A 20,888-nucleotide genomic window follows, 5' to 3' on the forward strand; every position below is an offset into this window, starting at 1 on the left:
TGTCCTGTGCTTGTCGTTATTAAGTTAGATGATGTGAATAGACCCACAAGTTTATGTGGCTATAAGATATTTTTACCCGTCAACCTTACCGCAACAGCAACATCAGCGATAGCGTTTTATCAGGCTATTTTGATCCTGTTCAGCAAGCCAGGTGAGTTTATCGCCTATTTTGCCTTCTAAGCCTCTATTAGCCGGGTGATAATAGCGGGTTTCCCGCATTTCAGGCGGAAAATAAACTTCACCGGCAGCGTAGGCGTTAGGTTCGTCATGAGCATAGCGATATTCTTCACCAAGCCCCATCTCTTTCATCAATTTTGTCGGTGCATTGCGCAAATGTGCAGGAACATCATAGTCAGGTTTTTCCCTTGCATCGGCCAATGCTGCTTTAAACGCGGTATAAACAGCATTGCTTTTCGGTGCACAGGCAAGATAAACAATCGCCTGAGCAATTGCCCTTTCACCTTCCGCTGGCCCAACCCGGGTAAAACAATCCCATGCAGCAATGGCGACCTGCATTGCCCTAGGATCCGCATTGCCAACATCTTCCGAAGCAATAGCCAGTAAACGACGGGCAACATATAGCGGATCGCCACCCGCAGTAATAATCCGGGCATACCAGTAAAGCGCAGCGTCAGGCGCAGAACCACGCACAGATTTATGTAATGCTGAAATTAAATCGTAATAACGATCGCCTTTATTATCAAAACGAGCACTACGCTCCCCGCTAACTTCATTCAATAACTCCGGGGTCAAAACCCGTTGCCCCTGAGCATTGGTTTCTGCCATATCCGCCATCATTTCCAGCAGATTCAGTGAACGACGGGCATCACCAGAAACCAGCTCTGCAACCATGTGACGAGTGTTTTCCGGTAAAACAATATCCTGACCATGATATCCACGCTCTTTATCCTTCATGGCTTGATTCAGCACCAGCTCAATCTCTTCTATCGTCAATGACTTAAGCAGATAAACACGCGCCCGTGAGAGTAATGCGGAATTCAGCTCAAAAGAGGGGTTTTCTGTCGTAGCACCAATAAAGGTAATCGTGCCATCTTCAATATGTGGCAGAAAAGCATCCTGTTGGCTTTTGTTAAAACGATGTACTTCATCAACAAATAAAATCGTTCTACGCCCTGCATTCCGGTTTTGACGCGCTTTTTCAATAGATTCACGTATTTCTTTAATACCGGAAGTGACCGCAGATATTCGCTCAATATCTGCCTGCGCATAATGTCCAATAATTTCAGCTAAGGTTGTTTTCCCCGTTCCAGGCGGCCCCCATAAAATCATGGAGTGCAGTTGCCCCGCCCGAATAGCCCTTGGCAATGGTTTACCTTCAGCCAGTAGATGCTGCTGGCCAATATATTGCTCTAATGTCACCGGCCGCATACGCGCGGCCAGTGGCTGAAATTCATTTTGTGAAAAATCGAGTGACAGGTTGCTCACTTAAAACCTCACTGACGCTGATCATCCAGCGTGACGCCTTTCGGGAGCGTAAAACTGAACTTTGCCGCATCCACATGGGTATTTTGTTGCCCTTTTAATTGATAGATACTTTTTTGTCCATCTTGCTCAACAGCCGAAAATTTCTGAATAGTGCCATCAGTCGTTACAGTAATAAAAAAGCGTTTCAAATTGCCATTGATATTATTCGGCGTCAGCTCAAAATCATTACCTTTTTGGTTGATTTTATATTGAGACCAATCTTTAACATCGTTACGGGTAATAAGCATAAACGGTGTGTTGCCGGTGGCATCTTTCAGCCAGTTGGCCGTTACCTGCTCAACAAACGGATTATAGAACCACAACGTTTTACCATCCGATACCAAAACACTTTCATCAGGTGATGTCATATGCCAGTTAAACAAGTTTGGGCGTTTAACCCACAATTGCCCTTCACCTTCCTGAATTGTTGCACCATCATCACTGGTTACTGTCTGAGTAAAGCTGGCATGAAAACTATTTACTTTGCCCAAACGTTCCTGCAAATCCTGACTGGCATTTGCCCATGCTGAATTGATACTCATGCCAGCCATCAAACAACCCATCAATATTAGCTTCTTCATGTAAGAGATACCTTTACTCAGCGTTATTACTCAGTGTATTTGTTATCGGAATTGTCCGCATTTAAAATTAATTATCCGCGCTCATGTGGCGGTGGTGCCAATACTTCACGATTGCCATTATGGCCTGGAGCACTGACAATCTGCTGTGCTTCCATCTGCTCTACAATCCGCGCAGCACGGTTATAACCAATACGAAACTGGCGCTGTACACCAGAAATCGAAACCCGCCGTTTTTCAATCACGAATTCAACTGCCTGATCGAACAGGGCATCCAACTCTTCGCCGCTATCAAGACCCAGACCACCCTCTGCATCATCACCACCACTGAGGATACTGTCAACGTACTCAGGACGACCACGGGCTTTCCAGTCATTAACTACTTCATGAACTTCCTGATCCCGGACAAATGCACCGTGAACACGTACCGGAATAGAGGAGTTTGGTGCTAAATAAAGCATGTCCCCCATTCCCAAAAGAGATTCAGCACCACCCTGATCAAGGATCGTACGAGAATCTATCTTACTGGAAACTGTAAAGGCGACACGGGTTGGAATATTCGCTTTAATCAGGCCAGTAATAATATCGACAGATGGACGTTGGGTCGCCAGAACTAAATGAATACCGGCAGCCCGGGCTTTCTGCGCCAAGCGGGCAATCAGTTCTTCTACTTTTTTGCCAACTGTCATCATCAGGTCAGCAAATTCATCTACCATGACAACGATATACGGCTCTTTTTTCAGCACAGGATGGGTGATATCCATGCTGTCCCCAGGTTTCCAGAATGGATGAGGAATTGGACGGCCCATCTCTTCCGCCTGTTTAACCTTTTCGTTATAACCGGCCAGATTACGTACACCCAACGCAGACATCAGTTTATAACGGCGTTCCATTTCACTAACACACCAGCGCAGCGCATTCGCCGCATCTTTCATATCAGTAACAACTTCAGTCAACAGATGTGGAATGCCTTCATAAACCGATAATTCCAGCATTTTCGGATCTATCATGATAAAGCGGACATCCTCTGGTTTTGCTTTATAGAGGATGCTGAGGATCATCGCGTTAACACCAACAGATTTACCCGAGCCGGTTGTACCCGCCACCAGCAAGTGAGGCATTTTACCTAAATCAGCGACAACCGGCTGACCACCAATATCTTTACCTAGCACAATTGTCAGTGGCGATGGATTATCGCGAAATTTTTCGCAATCCAATACTTCACGCAAATACACTGTCTGACGTTTTCTATTCGGCAACTCCAGACCGACATAGGGCTTACCGGGAATAACTTCAACAATACGTACTGCTACCGCAGACAAAGAACGCGCTAAGTCTCTTGATAAGTTGGAAATACGTGATGCTTTAACACCTGGGGCCAGATCCAATTCAAATCGGGTAATCACCGGGCCTGGCGAAAAACCAACCACATCAGCTTTAACCCGATAATCATTCAAACGCGCTTCAATCAAACGGGAAGTTTGCTCAAGGGCAAACATATCAACTGGCTCCTCTTCTGCCAGAGGGCTGGCTAACAGATCAAGCGAAGGCATCGGTGTCGTTGGTTTTGGTAATGACTGATCATGACGAACCAGAAATGGATGGAACAGGCTATTTTGCTGCGGTTGCTGCGGTTGCTGCGGTTGCTGCGGTTGCTGCGGTTGCTGCGGTTGCTGCACAACATTGTGTACCGGCGCGGGTATAAAAGCAATTTCTGTGGGCTGTTCTGACTGACTTTCCGGTACCAATTGAACAGAAGGTGTAAATAGCGGCTCTGCCCGTTCCTTTTCAACTAAATCTTCAACTAGTGAGAAGTTATTCAAGATAGATAAACTTTCCAGAGTAGAACGCCCAATTTCCTGCGGGTCATTCTGCCCTTGATAACGCTCAGGTTGTTGCGGTGCAACGGCCTGTTCAACAATCTCAGTCTGAACCCGTTCTTCCACTGAAAACGAATTCTCCGATTCAGGTTGGTTCTGTACTCTTTGAGACTGGGTTGGTGCCTCTCCTTCGGCATCCGTAGGAATACGGTAACGCTCACACTGTTGTTCAAGAAACTGCTGGCGCAATAACTCTTCCTGCTGTTTATCAAACTCAGTATCATCACAGCCATCTATCTGTTGTCTGGCCTCTTCTTCACGCTGTTGCTGTTCTGCAAGACGCTGTGAAGGAACTTTGATGCCATACAGTTCACGACGGGTTGGCAGACGGACAGGGTTAGGACGGGGCAACTCTGGCCCGATCCCTCGTTTAACCTGAGAGTTGCCTGTTATAACCGTTGCCGAAGTTGCTGCTACTGCAATATCTTTTGGATCTGTTTCAGGCGTGAAAGTGTCACGACTATTCTGCCTGTTGCCAACCGGCTCAAATGTTGGAACCGTGTTAACAGCAAGTTTAGATTCAAGTTTAAAATTATGCTCAGAAGGGATTTCAAACGTGTAACGAACAGGCTCGTCACTGTTTTTTTCATGTTCTTCTGTTAATGACTGAGACCATACGGCGTCATCAGATATACTGATCTGAATTTCAGGTTCAGCATCAATATCAGCCATACCAATGATTGGGATATTAACTTGCTGTTTTTCTTCAACTTCTGCTTTCACTGATCCGGGTTCATCCCGTTCAGCTTTTGCCAATTCCGCAGCTGAAGGTGCTGTAAACAGCACATCATCATCATGATCAATATCAACCGCTGTATATTCGGGTTCTGTTTTACCATAGGCGACACTCTCCGGCTCAATAACCGTTTCATCACCATATGGGGTATATTCTTGCTCATGACGGCTGCGATTGGTAATAAATCCTATCGCGCCAAGAATTATTGCCCCAGTTTTTTCAGCAATCGTCAACCATGACCAGCCAGTAAATAGCGTAAACCCAATTGCCCAAACACACAGTAAGGCCAGCGTCGCACCCAATTCATTAAACCAGGGCAACATCGCACCGCTAAACAGGCTGCCAATAATGCCGCCAGAAGCAAAGTAATGGAGATCGTCAACATTCAGCGCGGCTAATCCACATGAAGTCAACACGATTGCCAATGCACCAATAACGCGCAAAGCAAGCACAAAAAAATCGACATATTCTCTGTCATCATGTTGTCTGAAAGCAGTCCAGCAACCCAGTATCATTAGCGGCGGGATGACATAAGCCAGTATACCGAATGCAGAAAACAGCGTATCGGCCAACCATGCACCAACACCACCACCCAAATTATGGACCGGCTCATGCCACGCAGTCTGAGACCAACTGGGATCAGAAGGGTTAAAACTGACAAGTGCGACCATCAGATAAGCCGCTAGGATAACAATGACAAGCAACACAGCTTCTAACAGCCTGCGCCCACTACTCAGTCTCTTCAACCTAATATTTTTATCTTCTGTATATTCCTGGCTCAAGAAAGGCTCTCCAGGTTTCCTGTTGATTTAACGGAACAACGCCGAGATAGCTCAGCGTTGAAACTGTATGCATAAACAGGAGTGTACCTAAGTTCTTCCAGTTTTGCACCTGTACATTTTTTTGGGCGAGATTTCAGCGAGTCTTAATGACCAAGCGGTTACTCTGCTTCACTTCTTCCATCACAACATATGTGCGGGTGTCGTTAACACCTGGCAAACGTAACAAAGTTTCGCCCAGTAACTTACGATACGCTGACATATCTGGTACGCGGGTTTTCAATAAATAATCGAAATCACCGGAAACCAAATGACATTCCTGAATCTCTTCCAATTTCTGCACAGCAGCATTGAATTGTTCAAAAACATCTGGTGCACCACGGTTTAGGGTGATTTCAACAAACACCAGCAACGACGCATCCAGGTAATGAGGATTCAACAATGCGGTGTAGCCAATAATAAACCCTTGACGCTCCAGGCGACGCACACGCTCCAAACAAGGAGTTGGCGACAATCCTACCCGTTTAGACAGTTCTACGTTAGAAATTCGACCATCTTTTTGCAATTCATTGAGGATATTACGATCTATACGATCAAGATCTTTTCCCGGACGTTTTTTATTATCTATCATCTTTTGATCTCTCTTTATTTTCCTACACCCATAACATTTTCCCCTATCTCTCTTGAGTCTGAGCTGGAAAAGATGTCTTTTAAAGTTAAAGCCTCGCTCTATCAGAGTAAAGCAGCTCACAGGCCATTTTTCTTCGTGCTGCACAGAGAAGATTATCCGCATATCGATTTGTCGATTTTTATAGAAACGAATTTAGCGAGGTGGATAATTATCTCTTACAGTGATGTTTTCGCAAATGCACAGCCGATTGTCAAAGTAAATGAACAAAAATCAGAACAACCTGTGGAACAAATTTTCAGTTAATCGTTTCGATAGCTTACCATTGATTAAAAATGAGCAAATGAAAGCCAAACAGTACTAAAAGAACACTTTTCTCAGGTTAAAGTCGTTGCTAGTTAATATCTATCGGTAAAATCGTTAGTAACATGAGTCTTTTAGCTTTTTTTACCCTCCTATTTCTCCTACAATCGCTCAATATACGATATGCGATAAATGGAAATGAGGTATTCATGAGCACCGCCAAACACCATAAACTCATTATTCTTGGTTCCGGTCCGGCAGGCTATACAGCCGCAGTTTACGCTGCCCGGGCAAATTTAAATCCGGTGCTGATTACCGGAGTTGAAAAAGGGGGTCAGTTGACTACAACCACTGAAGTCGAAAACTGGCCCGGTGATCCTGAAGGTCTGACCGGCCCAGGGTTAATGGAACGTATGCATCAACATGCTGAAAAATTCCAGACCGACATCATTTTTGATCATATTCAAAAAGTTGACCTGCAAAACCGTCCTTTCCGTCTTTATGGTGATGAACAAGAATATACCTGTGACGCACTGATTATCGCAACAGGCGCTTCTGCACGTTATTTAGGTCTGCCTTCCGAAGAGGCGTTCAAAGGCCGGGGTATTTCAGCCTGTGCAACCTGCGATGGCTTCTTTTATCGTAACCAGAAAGTTGCCGTGGTCGGCGGCGGTAATACCGCAGTAGAAGAAGCTTTATATCTGGCAAATATTGCAGCAGAAGTTCACCTGATTCATCGCCGTGATACATTCCGTTCAGAAAAAATCCTGATTGGTCGTCTGATGGATAAAGTTAAAAACGGCAATATCATTCTGCACACTAATCGTACTCTGGATGAAGTGCTCGGTGATGAGATGGGCGTTACGGGTGTCCGTCTGCGTGATACCCACAGCGGTACAACAGAAGAATTAGCTGTTACCGGCACATTCATTGCTATCGGCCATACTCCTAACACCGCTATCTTTGCAGGACAATTGGAACTAAATAATGGTTACATCCAAGTTCAGTCCGGTTTACAAGGTAACGCTACCCAGACCTCAATTCCCGGTGTATTCGCCGCCGGTGACGTAATGGACCATACCTACCGCCAGGCAATTACATCCGCCGGTACAGGTTGTATGGCAGCCCTTGATGCAGAACGTTTCTTGGATGGGCTGGCAGCGAAATAAACTCTTTTTCTTTCAAGGCGCTATTTCAGTAGCGCCTTTTCGCATGTAACATATCGGCAGGATGCTGACACTCGTCCAGCCTTTTTGATAATCAGAATTTTTCCTATGGACAAAACAAGACAGTATGAATTGGTTCGCTGGTTGAAGCAGCAAAGTGCTCCGGCCCGGCACTGGCTGCGCCTGTCCATGCTATTTGGCTTAATCAGTGGATTGTTGATCATCACTCAAGCCTGGCTATTGGCCTCAATCCTGCAAGCTTTAATCATGGATAACATTCCCCGCGAGCACATCATGGATAAATTCTGGATGCTGGCGACAACCTTCGCTCTGCGAGCAGTAATCAGTGTTATTCGGGAACGGATCGGTTTTATTTGTGGCAAAATCGTGCGCCAGAAAATCCGCGCGATGGTATTGGATAAGCTTGAACAACTTGGCCCAGTATGGGTTAAAGGCAAACCGGCAGGTAGCTGGGCAACGATTATTCTTGAGCAGATAGAGGATATGCAGGATTACTACTCTCGCTATCTGCCACAGATGTATCTCGCAGTGATGATCCCTATTCTTATCCTGATCACTCTATTTCCGGTTAACTGGGCTGCCGGGCTGATTTTGTTCGCGACGGCTCCGCTTATTCCCCTGTTTATGGCACTGGTTGGTTTAGGTGCCGCAGATGCCAACCGGCGAAACTTTGTCGCGTTGGGGCGGTTAAGCGGTAATTTTCTTGATCGTCTGCGCGGGCTGGAAACGTTGCGCCTGTTTTATCGTGGCAAAGCCGAAGTACAACAAATCAGCGAATCCACTGAGGATTTCCGCCGCAAGACAATGGAAGTTCTGAGAATGGCATTCCTCTCTTCAGCGGTACTGGAATTCTTTGCAGCTGTTTCTATTGCCGTCGTTGCCGTCTATTTTGGTTTCTCCTATCTGGGTGAGCTTAATTTTGGCAGTTACGGTATGGGTGTGACTCTGTTTGCTGGTTTTCTGGTATTAATCCTCGCCCCGGAATTTTTCCAGCCACTGCGTGATCTTGGTACTTATTATCACGCCAAAGCACAGGCTGTTGGCGCAGCCGAATCATTGGTGACGTTGCTAAACAGTGATGGTGAACATGCGCCTGCGAATGGCGATAAAACGCTAAGTAGCCAAAGTTCGCTGACGATAATCGCTAATAATCTGGAAATGCTGGCTCACGATGGCAACTTACTTGCCGGCCCGCTGAATTTTGCTATAGAGAAAAATCAACGAGTAGCATTAGTTGGACAAAGCGGAGCGGGTAAAAGCTCGCTCTTGAATTTATTGTTAGGGTTCCTGCCCTATCGTGGTTCAATACAAATCAATGGTACTGAGCTACGTGAGTTAGATCCACAGAAATGGCGTGATCAACTGAGCTGGGTTGGGCAAAATCCACACCTGCCTGAGCAAATTTTACTTGATAATCTTCGCCTGAACCAACCGGATACAAATCAACAACAAATCCATCAGGTTATGGAACAGGCATACGTCACCGAATTTGTTAATGATTTACCTGATGGGCTGAATACCCTTATTGGTGATAATGCAGCACGACTATCCGTTGGTCAGGCCCAGCGTATCGCTGTTGCCCGTGCCTTATTGAAACCTTGCCAATTATTATTACTGGATGAGCCTGCCGCCAGCCTCGATGCTCATAGCGAACAACGAGTTATGCAAACACTGAATCAGGCATCTCATCATCAGACGACCCTGTTAGTTACCCATCAATTGGAAGAAACGCTGGAATATGATCAGATCTGGGTTATGGAAAAAGGGTTAATCATTGAACAGGGAGATTACCAAACACTGAGCCAATCTCAGGGAGCATTCGCCCGCCTGTTATCTCATCGGAGTGAGGAGCTTTAGTTATGCGGGTATTGCTTCCCTTTCTGGCGCTCTATCGCCGCCATGGGTTTCTTATCAGTTTAGGTATGGTTCTGGCGATTGTTACGTTACTCGCCAGCATAGGCTTACTGACGCTGTCTGGTTGGTTCCTTGCCGGAACCGCGCTGGCAGGTTTTGCCGGACTTAATACATTCAACTATATGCTACCAGCCGCAGGTGTCCGTGGCGCCGCTATTCTTCGTACTGCCGGACGCTATGCTGAACGACTGGTCAGCCATGATGCAACTTTTCGTGTACTGGCACATTTGCGGGTATTTGCCTTTCAGAAAATTTTGCCACTTTCACCGGGAGGAATCGCCCGTTTTCGCCAGGGTGAATTACTCAACCGGCTAGTTGCTGATGTTGAAACATTGGACCACCTCTATTTGCGGGTAATTTCACCGATATTCGCAGCCATTGTCGTTATCATCATCCTCACTTTCAGCCTCGGTTTTCTGGATCTCACATTGGCCTATACCCTTGGCAGTATTATGCTGACGCTGCTGATCCTGCTGCCATTTGTATTTTATCACGCAGGTAAACCCATCGGCCGCGATTTGACCATTCTGCGGGGTCAATACCGTACCCAACTCACGGTGATATTGCAGGGGCAAGCCGAATTGATGGTATTCGGCGCTCTTGGACGATTCCGGGAGTCGATGGCGGGTGTTGAATTACGTTGGCTAAAGCGTCAGCAACAGCAAGCTAATCTGACCGGCTTATCACAAGCAATCATGATTTTTGCCACCGGCATGACCGTCACATTAATCCTGTGGATAGCCGCTAATGGTATAGGGGGAAACAATCAGCCAGGTGCCTTGATTGCACTATTTGTCTTCTGCTCGCTTGCTGCTTTTGAAACCCTGGGTCCTGTCGCTGTTGCATTCCAACATCTGGGACAAGTCATTACCTCGGCAACCCACGTTTCCCAATTGATGCAACAAAAACCGGAAGTGACTTTCCCGGCGTCAGGGCCGGAAAGTTCAGAGCAACTCAATGTTAACATTAAAAATCTCAGTTTTACTTACCCCGGCCAGCCATTACCTGTCCTGAAAAATATTTCTCTCTGTTTGAAAGCAGGAGAACATATCGCTCTGTTAGGCAAAACAGGTTGTGGTAAATCTACGTTGCTACAGTTACTAACCCGTGCCTGGGATGCTGATTCAGGTACTATCTGTCTAAACCAGCATCCTATTACTGTTTATGACGAACCGGTTCTGCGCAGTATGATATCGGTTGTTCCACAACGTGTTCATGTATTCAGCCATACGTTGCGTGAAAATTTATTACTGGCAAAACCAAACGCCGCCGATAATGAGCTGAAAACTGTGCTGAAACAGGTAGGTTTAAGCCATCTGCTGGAAACGGATGAAGGGCTGAACTGCTGGATGGGCGAAGGTGGCCGTCAGTTATCCGGCGGTGAACAACGCCGTCTGGGCATTGCCAGAGCGTTACTGCACTCAGCGCCACTCATGTTACTGGATGAACCAACGGAAGGGCTTGATGCGGATACTGAACAGCAAATTCTGTCCCTGCTGCGCCAACATTGCCAACATAAGACATTGATTATTGTTACCCACCGTCTATACGGTCTTGACCATATGGACCGTATTTATGTCATGGATGGAGGTGCCATTATTGAACAAGGACAGCATAATGAGTTACTGGCTCGACAAGGCTGCTATTATCAGTTTTATCAGCGACAATATCCAATTCATCCTGAATTGGAGCTGTAATACACCATGCCAATAATTCAACTGGATGATGATTCATATGACTTCCCTCACCCAGCAGAGGCATTAATGGAGCCGAACGGCCTGCTGGCAGTGGGCGGAGATTTATCCCCTGAGCGGTTGAGCGCAGCTTATCATCAAGGAATTTTCCCCTGGTTTTTGCCAAGTGAAATACCGCTTTGGTGGTCCCCTGATCCACGTGCGATAATCATGCTGGGTGAATTGCATATTGGCCGGACATTACGCCGGTTTCTGCGCAATCATCCATACCGCATTACGGTGAATCACGCGTTTGAACAGGTGATTCATTACTGCGCTCAACGGCAGGAAGGAACCTGGATAAGCAAGGATATCCAACAAGGTTATCAGGAGTTACACCAGATAGGAAAGGCGCATTCGGTAGAGGTCTGGTATGGTGAACATATTGTCGGCGGCCTGTATGGCGTCAGCGTTGGCACTTTATTTTGCGGTGAATCTATGTTCAGCCGAATGGAGAATGCATCCAAATGCGCTTTCGTTGCTTTCTATCACCATTTTCTGCGATATGGTGGTGAACTGCTTGATTGCCAGGTGCTAAATCATCACACTGCTTCACTGGGAGCAAAGGAAATCTCCCGGGAAGAATTTATTCAGTATCTTTATCAATTCAGAAACCGGTCATTAAAACCTGGCTGCTGGTTGCAACAAGTACTGGAATTATAATCAACATTTTACCCACCAATGTTGATTATGGCGGGAATGCAACCATGAGTTATTTGCAAATATAGTGGTTTAAAAGACAACATTCCTTTACATAATGAGGGTTTTTCGGCATTATCTTGCCGGTTAAAAACGATGGTTATTAAACTTAGAGGATTAGATGGCCAAAGAAGACAATATTGAAATGCAAGGTACCGTGCTGGACACGCTGCCAAATACTATGTTCCGCGTTGAATTAGAAAACGGACACGTAGTCACTGCTCACATCTCCGGTAAAATGCGTAAAAATTACATCCGCATCCTGACAGGCGACAAGGTTACAGTCGAGCTGACCCCATATGACCTGAGCAAAGGCCGTATCGTCTTCCGTAGCCGCTGATTCATTACCGTTTCAGGTATTACACCACAGGTAATAGCAATTTTGTATTCACCTGTGGTGTGACCCTATCAGTGCACTACGTCTTCCGGTTTCTGCTTATAAGCATTGCTGAAATCGTAAGTCAGTACCCGTTTTGCCTTATCCAGATCAATACGAACCGAACCGCCGTGGACTAATGAACCAAACAATAGTTCATTGGCCAACGGTTTCTTCAGACTATCCTGAATAACCCGGGCCATTGGGCGAGCACCCATCGCTCTATCATAGCCTTTATCACATAACCATTGACGGGCATCCGCACTGACCTCCAGTGAAACGCCTTTTTCATCCAATTGTGCTTGCAGTGCGACAATGAACTTATCGACGACCTGTTGAATAACTTCAATAGAAAGCGCATTAAACCAGATAATACCATCAAGGCGGTTACGGAATTCCGGTGTAAACACCTTCTTAATCTCTTCCATCGCATCAGAGCTGTTATCCTGCTGCTTAAATCCAATGGATGTGCGCTGAGTTTCACGTACGCCAGCATTCGTTGTCATAACGACAATAACGTTACGGAAATCCGCTTTACGGCCGTTATTATCGGTCAGAGTACCGTTATCCATGACTTGCAATAACAGGTTAAATACATCTGGATGTGCTTTTTCAATCTCATCAAGCAGCAATACTGAATGAGGATGTTTAATCACCGCATCCGTGAGCAATCCTCCCTGATCAAAACCAACATATCCCGGTGGTGCGCCAATCAAACGACTGACTGTGTGGCGCTCCATATATTCCGACATATCAAAACGCAATAACTTGATATTCAGTGCTCTGGCAAGCTGTACAGTGACTTCTGTTTTACCCACCCCTGTCGGGCCAGCAAGCAGGAAAGAACCCACCGGTTTATTATCCTGCCCTAATCCCGCACGACTCATCTTGATCGCTTCGGTTAATGCTGAAATCGCTGTATCCTGACCAAATACCAGCATTTTTAGCCTATCATCCAGCGTCTTCAATACATCCTTATCACTGGCCGAAACTGTTTTTTCAGGAATACGTGCAATGCGTGCAACGATAAATTCAATATCCGACACATTGATCGTTTTCTTACGCCGGCTGACCGGCACCAGACGAGTACGCGCCCCCGCCTCATCAATGACATCAATGGCCTTATCTGGTAGGTGACGATCAGTAATATATTTCACTGATAAATCAACCGCAGCGCGGATAGCTTTCGTGGTATAGCGTACATCATGGTGCGCCTCATATTTTGGCCGCAACCCTTTAATAATCTGTACCGTCTCTTCTGGTGAAGGCTCAACAATATCAATCTTCTGAAAACGACGAGCCAGCGCCCGGTCTTTTTCAAAAATATTACTGAACTCATGATATGTCGTAGAACCAATCACCCTGATACGCCCACTGGATAACAGAGGCTTGATCAGATTAGCCGCATCAACCTGCCCCCCTGACGCCGCACCAGCACCGATAATGGTGTGGATCTCATCGATGAATAGAATACTTTTTCTATCCTGCTCAAGGTTTTTTAGCAAAGCTTTAAAGCGTTTCTCAAAATCACCGCGATATTTAGTTCCTGCCAGCAATGAACCAATATCCAGTGAATAAATCGTACAGTTAGCCATCACTTCCGGTACATCTTTTTGTACAATCCGCCATGCCAATCCTTCTGCAATAGCAGTTTTACCTACCCCCGATTCCCCCACCAATAGCGGGTTGTTTTTCCGGCGACGGCACAGTACCTGGATCGTTCTTTCCAGCTCATCCTGGCGGCCAATCAATGGATCGATCAGCCCTCTTTGAGCAAGTTGATTAAGATTGGTTGTAAAATTCTCCAACCGATCTTCGCCCGCAGACTGTTCTTCCGCAGATTGAGCGCCACCTATCCCTTGATGATCCGATTCACTGTCTTCTTTCTGCGTTCCATGAGAAATGAAATTAACCACATCCAAACGACTGACATCATGTTTACGCAGCAAATAAGCAGCCTGAGACTCCTGTTCGCTGAAGATAGCCACCAGCACATTAGCACCGGAAACTTCTGAGCGTCCAGAGGACTGGACATGAAATACTGCGCGCTGAAGAACTCGTTGGAAGCTCAAGGTTGGCTGAGTTTCCCGCTCATCATTCTCAGGCAGCAACGGTGTTGTTTGTGAAATAAAATTCTCCAGCTCCTTACGCAATTGAGCTAGATCGACCTTGCACGCTTCCAATGCTTCACGCGCTGATGAATTGCTTAACAATGCCAGCAATAGGTGCTCCACGGTCATAAACTCGTGTCTGTTATCCCGCGCTTTAGCAAAGGCAATATTAAGACTAAGTTCAAGCTCTTGATTGAGCATAGGCACCTCCCCCTAAAATCAGTATACCTGGTCAGATTTTTTCCAGCGTACAAAGTAATGGATGCCCGCGCTCCCTGGCATACATATTTACCTGAGCCGCTTTAGTTTCTGCCACCTCTGCGGTATAAACCCCACAAATAGCTTTACCCTGATAATGGACATCCAACATTAATTGCGTTGCCCGTTCAACATCATAAGAAAAGAACTTTCGTAATACGTCAACTACAAACTCCATCGGAGTGTAATCATCATTGTTAAGAATGACCTGATACATTGATGGCGGTTGCAATTTTTGCTGTTGCTCATCCTTAATCAATTCTTTAATTTTCAAACTGTTATGATACTCGCTCATTGTTTTTCCAACAGGATTAATCGCTAATACCAGCCACTGCCAGCAAATAAATTATGTTCCCACTTATCTTATCATTATCTGGACAACTCCGTTTACCACAGGTTATTCCCCTATAAAAACCCGGTATAAAAGTGAATGAACGAAACTCATAGCGTTATCTATATCAAACTTTAGTCATTCAAAACAACCAGACATTTGTTCTGTGCTTGACGAGAATTTGTTTTTTATTACAGTATGTTTTGTGAACAAACATAGATAATGTAACTGGTTACATGTGATTGTTTACGAATGTTATATTAATGACTCATCTCAACCGAAATAATTAAACGAGGGATGTAAAAGTATGGAGACAGGTACTGTTAAGTGGTTCAATAACGCTAAGGGCTTTGGGTTTATTTGTCCGGCAAGCGGCGGAGAAGATATATTTGTTCATTACTCAACCATTCAGATGGATGGTTACCGGACGCTAAAAGCAGGCCAGAAAGTGCATTTCAGCGTTCATCAAGGCCCAAAGGGAAATCACGCCAGCATTATTGTTCCTCTTGAAAACGATCCCAAAGGCCAGATAACCTGACCTATGGGTAATAACCAGGTATTACCTTTACACACCGCTGGCAATTTTGCCAGCGGTGTGACATGGCTTCTACTTTCTATTCTCTCGCCAGAGCGTCTATCGGATCAAGACGGGCAGCATTACGGGCCGGCAAAAATCCAAATATCACACCAATTGTGGTAGAACAGGCGAAAGCACTCAGTAAAGCAACTGGCTGGAAAACAAAACTCCAGCCTGGCAGTGCCAGTTGAGCAATAAAAGCTATCGTATAAGACAGTGCAATTCCCAAAATACCACCTACCAGACAAACCAAAATAGCTTCTATCAGAAACTGCTGCATAACATCACTGGTTCTGGCCCCTACGGCCATACGAATGCCAATCTCTCTCGTGCGTTCAGTCACCGAAACCAACATAATATTCATGACCCCAATACCACCAACAATCAGCGAGATTACCGCCACCATTGTCAAAAACAGCTGTAAAGTATGGGTCGTTTTTTCCACCGTTTTTATCAGCATATCCGTGTTATAGGTGAAAATATCCTTTTTCCCATGGCGTAAAGTCAACAATCGAACAATCTTCTGTTCTACTTCCTTAGAACTGTGACCATCCTTGATTCTGACAACAACTGAATCCAGATAATTCCGGTTTAGCAGGCGACTGGTCATCGTGCTATAAGGTAACCAGACATGTAATGAGCTATCACTGCCTAATACCGATTTTCTTTCAGCTATCACCCCGACAATAGTGGCTGGCATATTACCCATTAGAATGACTTCACCAATCACATTTTTTTGGTGAGGAAATAATTTACGCTGGGTATTTCTATCAATAACTACAACTTGCCCCTGACGGCGTACCATATCCGATGTAAAACTCATTCCCTGAGCAAAGTACAAAGCATAAACCTGAAAATATTCATCACCAATGCCGGAGACTCTCGCAGCAACATCAACATTTCCTTTACGAAGGCGCGTCCCTCCCTCAATCACTGGTGAAACCGCCAGAATATAGGGTTGTGCTCTGATAGCGTCTACATCCGCGATTTTCAGCGCTTGCTTACTAGCCGGATCGTCACTGCCAAAATCTTCACCCGGATAAATACTGATAGTATTCGTTGCAATCTCTTTAATATTGGATAATACCAATGCCTTCGCGGCATCCCCAATAACCAAAATAGTCACGACAGACGCGATACCAATAATAATCCCTAACATCGTCAACAAGGTCCGCATCTTATTGACGATCATCGCCCGCCATGCCATCAATAAAGCTTCATTAAACCGGCCAAAAATCTGGCGTATTGATGATATTTTTGATGTTATTGATGAAGCTTCCGTCACGGTTTTACTCAGTTGCGAGCCAGAGTCATTCATAATGTGGCCGTCTTTGATCTCAATAATCCGCTGTGCCTGCGCCGCGATTTTTGGATCATGCGTGACAATAATAACGGTATGCCCCTGTTCACACAGTTGTTTGAGGATAGCCATCACCTCTTCACCAGAATGGCTATCCAGCGCCCCCGTTGGCTCATCAGCCAAAATAACCTGCCCCCCATTCATCAACGCCCTGGCGATACTGACCCTCTGCTGCTGTCCACCAGAAAGCTGCCCTGGCCGATAGTTGACTCTCTCGTCCAGCCCCAGACGACCAAGCAACTCTATTGCTCTCTGTCTGCGTATAGTTTTAGCCGCCCCGGCGTAAATAGCAGGAATTTCTACATTCTGTTCAGCGGTCAGATGGTTCAGCAAATGATAACGCTGAAAAATAAACCCAAAATGCTCCCGTCTCAGTGCCGCCAGTTCATCATTATTCAGTTCAGCAACATTCTGTCCCGCAACCCGGTATTCACCGCAACTGGGTTTATCAAGACAGCCAAGGATATTCATCAGTGTCGATTTACCAGACCCGGAAGCACCGATAATCGCAACCATCTCACCGGAGTGAATAGACAAGGTGACATCATCAAGTACTTTTATCTGTTGCTCACCAGCAGAATAGCTGCGCTCTATGCCTCTCAGCTCAAGTAACGCATTCATTACTCATCCCCTGTTTCACCACGACCGGTAATCACCTGCTCATGCTCTTTCAAACCGGACAAAATCTGTACATTCACATCATTACGCACACCAATAGCTACTTCCTGTTTCTCTTCTTTCCCTCCCCTCAGGATATCCACTTCATAGCGGGTTGAGGTAATCTGTTTACCCAGAGCAGAAAGTGGGATCATTAACACGCCACGATAGGAATCGAGCTGGACTTTTACTTGAGCCGTCATTTGTAAACGCAAAAGTTGCTTAGGGTTAGGCACCTCAAAACGGGCATAAAAGAAAATTGCATCATTAATCTTTTCTGGCGTCGGTAAGATATCTTTCAACACACCCGTAAAATTTTTATCAGGGGCGCCTAATACGGTAAAAGAGGCTTTCTGACCGGGTTTCAGATCAATAACATCCGCCTCTGAAACTTCTGCTTTTACCAGCATCGTGCCAAGATCAGCCAATGTCAGGATAGTCGGGGCTTCCTGTGCGGCGATGACCGTTTGCCCCTGAAGTGTTTTGATATTGACAACAATGCCATCCATCGGTGCGGTAATACGAGTGTATTGTAAATTAGCCTGGGCAGTATCAAGGCTGGCCTGATTTTTACTGATTTGCGCCAGCAAAGTTTCTACCCTCGCTTTTTTCACTTCAACATCTGTTTTAACCTGATCCAATTCCTGGTGAGAGATTGCCTGCACTTTTGCCAGATTGTTCTGACGTTGTAATGTAAGCTGCGCCAGTTTCAATTGTGCCCTGGCTTCCATCAGATTAGCGTTTAATTCTTTAATCGTCGCTTCAACTTCTTTTACTTGGTTTTGAGCAGGTTTTGGATCGATCAATGCCAGTAATTGGCCTTTTGTCACCTTATCACCCACTTCAACATACAAGTTCTGCAACTGACCACTAACCTGCGCCCCTACATCTACTTTTCTGACAGCATCCAGCTTCCCTGTGGCCAAGACATTTTTCTCCAAATCGCCTTTAATAACGGATACAGTCTGATATTTAACCGTTTCTGACCCATGTAAAAGATACCCCAGAAGCAATGCGATAACGGCCAAAATAGCTAACAACGCCACCCATCGACGTTTCGAACGAATAAAATTCATTTAAATATCACCATCTTAAACATTGGATAAAAGGAATGGTAAAAAAACAATGTTTCCTGTAATGCCACGAATAACCAGAAATTTCCACTCAATCCCAGAAAATGAAGTCCTCATTCGATTTTTATACCCACGGAAAGTTCACCTACCTTAAGAATAAAAAATTCTTTGAGCAACAACATACTTCACTCTATCCTGGCTATTTTCTTAATGTAAAAAAATTGTTATCTTTATTTTCGTAGCCTTTAAGGCTGATTTTTATACGAAACTTGGATAAAAAGACGTTAACCGTTTTAAAGGATGTTAATTATGTATTCTGGGCTGCTGATCATTCTTTTACCGTTAACTCTGGGCTATCTTATCCATTTGAATAATAAAACAGGGTTAAATGTTGTTCATCGTCTCCTTAATGCGATGGTCTATGTCATTCTGTTTTTCATGGGGATACGTTTAGCTTTACTGGAAGATTTAAGCCATAACCTTTTCTCTATCTTTCAATATGCCACTGTATTTTTCTTGTGTATTTTTTCCTCCAATATGCTGGCATTATTCCTGTTTGAAAAACACAATCCCTGGATTGTCAGCCCGCATAAACAGGAAAAACCCCCTTCCCGTTTACATATGATTTTTGAATCACTGAAATTATGTAGTGTGCTGATTTTAGGTTTTCTACTTGGGTTAACTGATTGGTCATGGTTGCATTTCGCCAATCATGCCAGTGAAATTGCGCTGGTTGTTTTACTGTTGCTGGTAGGTATTCAATTACGTAACAGCGGCATGAACCTCAAACAGATATTGCTAAACCGCCGTGGTACAGTTATTGCGATTATCGTCGCTGTCAGCGCACTTGCTGGCGGGGCAATTGCTGCACTTATTCTTGGACTGCCGATCAAAACAGGTTTAGCATTTGCTTCCGGTTATGGCTGGTATTCCCTTTCCGGCATCTTACTTTCTGACGCTTACGGGCCCGTCATCGGCAGTGCCGCATTCTTTAATGACCTGGTGCGTGAACTTGCAGCAATTATGCTTATTCCCGTTCTAGTCAATCGGTATCGGTCAAGCGCAATAGGGCTAAGCGGTGCGACTTCTATGGATTTCACTCTGCCGATATTACAACGATGTGGTGGAGTCAGTATTGTTCCAGCAGCCATTGTTCACGGTTTTTTGTTGAGCTTACTGGCCCCTTTACTGATCGCATTCTTTACTTAATCAGAATTTCAGCCACAATGATGTTTGATGTTATCGATGAGAATCTGAGCGCCTAATTGCTAAGAAGTAAGCCATAATTATTCATCTTCCGCCGGATAGAAACAGAATAAGTAAGCTTTTGTTAACGAACTGTACAAAGTGCAGGTAGTACAGGTTAATCAGACATGTAATTGAAATATCAATTAATAATATTCTATGCGTAAGATATTGCATAATTATGCCAACGGGTTTAGCATCGGGATAAATCACTGACTATTCAGAATTAAAGCATGAGTATTCAATTAAAAAGCATTGATTGCTATTACGGTGCACATCAGGCACTGTTTGACATTAATCTTACGTGTTCTTTAGGGGAAACGATGGTTTTGCTGGGGCCCAGTGGCGCAGGTAAAAGCACGTTGTTGCGGGTATTAAACCTGCTGGAAATACCGCGATCCGGCCAGTTGACTGTTGCTAATCATCAATTCGATTTTGCACAAGCGCCAGGAATAAAGGAGATTCGTTCTCTACGCCAGAATGTCGGTATGGTTTTTCAGCAATATAACTTGTGGCCACACCTTACTGTTATGGATAACCTGATCGAAGCGCCTTGTCGTGTGCTCGGTTTATCCAAACAGCAAGCTCAGGAAAAGGCGGATAAGCTACTTTCCCGTTTGCGCCTGGAGGATTTTGCTGGTCGCTTTCCTCAACATTTATCCGGTGGGCAACAGCAGCGGGTCGCTATTGCACGGGCATTGATGATGGAGCCGCAGGTTTTATTATTTGATGAACCAACGGCAGCACTGGACCCGGAAATCACCGCACAAGTAGTGAATATTATCCATGAATTGTCCGCAACAGGTATTACACAGATTATCGTTACCCATGAAGTAGAAATCGCCCGTAAAGCCGCTAGCCGTGTCGTTTATATGGAAAACGGCCGCATTATAGAACAAGGTGATATCAGCCATTTTACTCAACCACAAACCAAAGCCTTTGCTAATTATCTGTCACACTAACTACTATAGGATATAG

17 protein-coding genes are annotated in these 20,888 nt (G+C 45.1%); 9 read left to right on the forward strand and 8 right to left on the reverse strand.

Going from position 1 to position 20,888, the window contains the following annotated elements:
* Positions 1-102: 102 nt before the first annotated feature.
* From ACUN2T_RS16755 to lrp, 4 genes are all read right to left on the reverse strand, one after another.
* Positions 103-1,446: a replication-associated recombination protein A gene (locus tag ACUN2T_RS16755; RefSeq protein WP_445494128.1), complete on the reverse strand. Its 1,344-nt coding sequence runs from the start codon at positions 1,444-1,446 to the stop codon at positions 103-105.
* Positions 1,447-1,454: 8 nt separating this feature from the next.
* Entirely contained in the window at positions 1,455-2,066 is a 612-nt protein-coding gene (gene lolA, locus ACUN2T_RS16760) for an outer membrane lipoprotein chaperone LolA (RefSeq protein ID WP_445494129.1), read from the reverse strand.
* A 71-nt stretch (positions 2,067-2,137) separates the two neighbouring features.
* On the reverse strand, positions 2,138-5,461 hold the full coding sequence (locus tag ACUN2T_RS16765) for a DNA translocase FtsK 4TM domain-containing protein (RefSeq protein ID WP_445494130.1): 3,324 nt from the start codon (positions 5,459-5,461) through the stop codon (positions 2,138-2,140).
* A 133-nt stretch (positions 5,462-5,594) separates the two neighbouring features.
* Entirely contained in the window at positions 5,595-6,089 is a 495-nt protein-coding gene (gene lrp / locus ACUN2T_RS16770; RefSeq protein WP_023044766.1) for a leucine-responsive transcriptional regulator Lrp, read from the reverse strand.
* Between the two features lie 72 nt (positions 6,090-6,161).
* Here lrp and ACUN2T_RS16775 point away from each other — a divergent pair, with 72 nt between their 5' ends.
* From ACUN2T_RS16775 to infA, 6 genes are all read left to right on the forward strand, one after another.
* The gene (locus ACUN2T_RS16775) at positions 6,162-6,392 is read left to right on the forward strand and encodes a hypothetical protein (RefSeq protein ID WP_445494131.1); all 231 of its coding nucleotides are present in this window, start codon (positions 6,162-6,164) and stop codon (positions 6,390-6,392) included.
* Positions 6,393-6,598: 206 nt separating this feature from the next.
* Complete coding sequence (trxB, locus tag ACUN2T_RS16780; protein WP_445494132.1) at positions 6,599-7,558, forward strand: thioredoxin-disulfide reductase; 960 nt, start codon at positions 6,599-6,601, stop codon at positions 7,556-7,558.
* Between the two features lie 105 nt (positions 7,559-7,663).
* Entirely contained in the window at positions 7,664-9,433 is a 1,770-nt protein-coding gene (gene cydD / locus ACUN2T_RS16785) for a heme ABC transporter permease/ATP-binding protein CydD (RefSeq protein WP_445494133.1), read from the forward strand.
* 2 nt (positions 9,434-9,435) lie between these two features.
* Entirely contained in the window at positions 9,436-11,187 is a 1,752-nt protein-coding gene (cydC, locus tag ACUN2T_RS16790; RefSeq protein ID WP_445494134.1) for a heme ABC transporter ATP-binding protein/permease CydC, read from the forward strand.
* Positions 11,188-11,193: 6 nt separating this feature from the next.
* Positions 11,194-11,886 carry a leucyl/phenylalanyl-tRNA--protein transferase gene (gene aat, locus ACUN2T_RS16795; RefSeq protein ID WP_445494135.1) on the forward strand — a complete coding sequence of 231 codons (693 nt, stop codon included), beginning with the start codon at positions 11,194-11,196 and terminating at the stop codon, positions 11,884-11,886.
* A 157-nt stretch (positions 11,887-12,043) separates the two neighbouring features.
* Entirely contained in the window at positions 12,044-12,262 is a 219-nt protein-coding gene (infA, locus tag ACUN2T_RS16800; protein WP_002211347.1) for a translation initiation factor IF-1, read from the forward strand.
* A gap of 68 nt (positions 12,263-12,330) precedes the next feature.
* Here the strand turns inward: infA and clpA are convergent, their stop codons facing one another.
* Positions 12,331-14,610 (reverse strand): ATP-dependent Clp protease ATP-binding subunit ClpA, encoded by a 2,280-nt coding sequence (clpA, locus tag ACUN2T_RS16805; RefSeq protein WP_445494136.1) that lies wholly within the window; start codon positions 14,608-14,610, stop codon positions 12,331-12,333.
* A gap of 31 nt (positions 14,611-14,641) precedes the next feature.
* The gene (clpS, locus tag ACUN2T_RS16810; protein ID WP_445494137.1) at positions 14,642-14,962 is read right to left on the reverse strand and encodes an ATP-dependent Clp protease adapter ClpS; all 321 of its coding nucleotides are present in this window, start codon (positions 14,960-14,962) and stop codon (positions 14,642-14,644) included.
* Between the two features lie 343 nt (positions 14,963-15,305).
* Between clpS and cspD the strand changes: the two genes are divergently transcribed.
* On the forward strand, positions 15,306-15,536 hold the full coding sequence (cspD, locus tag ACUN2T_RS16815) for a cold shock-like protein CspD (protein ID WP_445494138.1): 231 nt from the start codon (positions 15,306-15,308) through the stop codon (positions 15,534-15,536).
* A gap of 76 nt (positions 15,537-15,612) precedes the next feature.
* On the opposite strand, the gene macB is transcribed toward cspD, so the two are convergent.
* Positions 15,613-17,556, reverse strand: a complete 1,944-nt coding sequence (macB, locus tag ACUN2T_RS16820) for a macrolide ABC transporter ATP-binding protein/permease MacB (protein WP_445494139.1) — start codon at positions 17,554-17,556, stop codon at positions 15,613-15,615.
* On the reverse strand, positions 17,556-18,668 hold the full coding sequence (gene macA / locus ACUN2T_RS16825) for a macrolide transporter subunit MacA (protein WP_445494140.1): 1,113 nt from the start codon (positions 18,666-18,668) through the stop codon (positions 17,556-17,558). Before macA ends, macB begins: the two co-directional genes overlap by 1 nt.
* A 306-nt stretch (positions 18,669-18,974) precedes the next feature.
* On the opposite strand from macA, the gene ACUN2T_RS16830 reads away from it, so the two are divergent.
* On the forward strand, positions 18,975-19,874 hold the full coding sequence (locus ACUN2T_RS16830) for a lysine exporter LysO family protein (RefSeq protein WP_445494141.1): 900 nt from the start codon (positions 18,975-18,977) through the stop codon (positions 19,872-19,874).
* A gap of 269 nt (positions 19,875-20,143) precedes the next feature.
* Positions 20,144-20,872 carry an arginine ABC transporter ATP-binding protein ArtP gene (artP, locus tag ACUN2T_RS16835; protein WP_445494142.1) on the forward strand — a complete coding sequence of 243 codons (729 nt, stop codon included), beginning with the start codon at positions 20,144-20,146 and terminating at the stop codon, positions 20,870-20,872.
* Positions 20,873-20,888 lie beyond the last annotated feature (16 nt).

The organism is Photorhabdus machadonis (genome assembly GCF_052657765.1).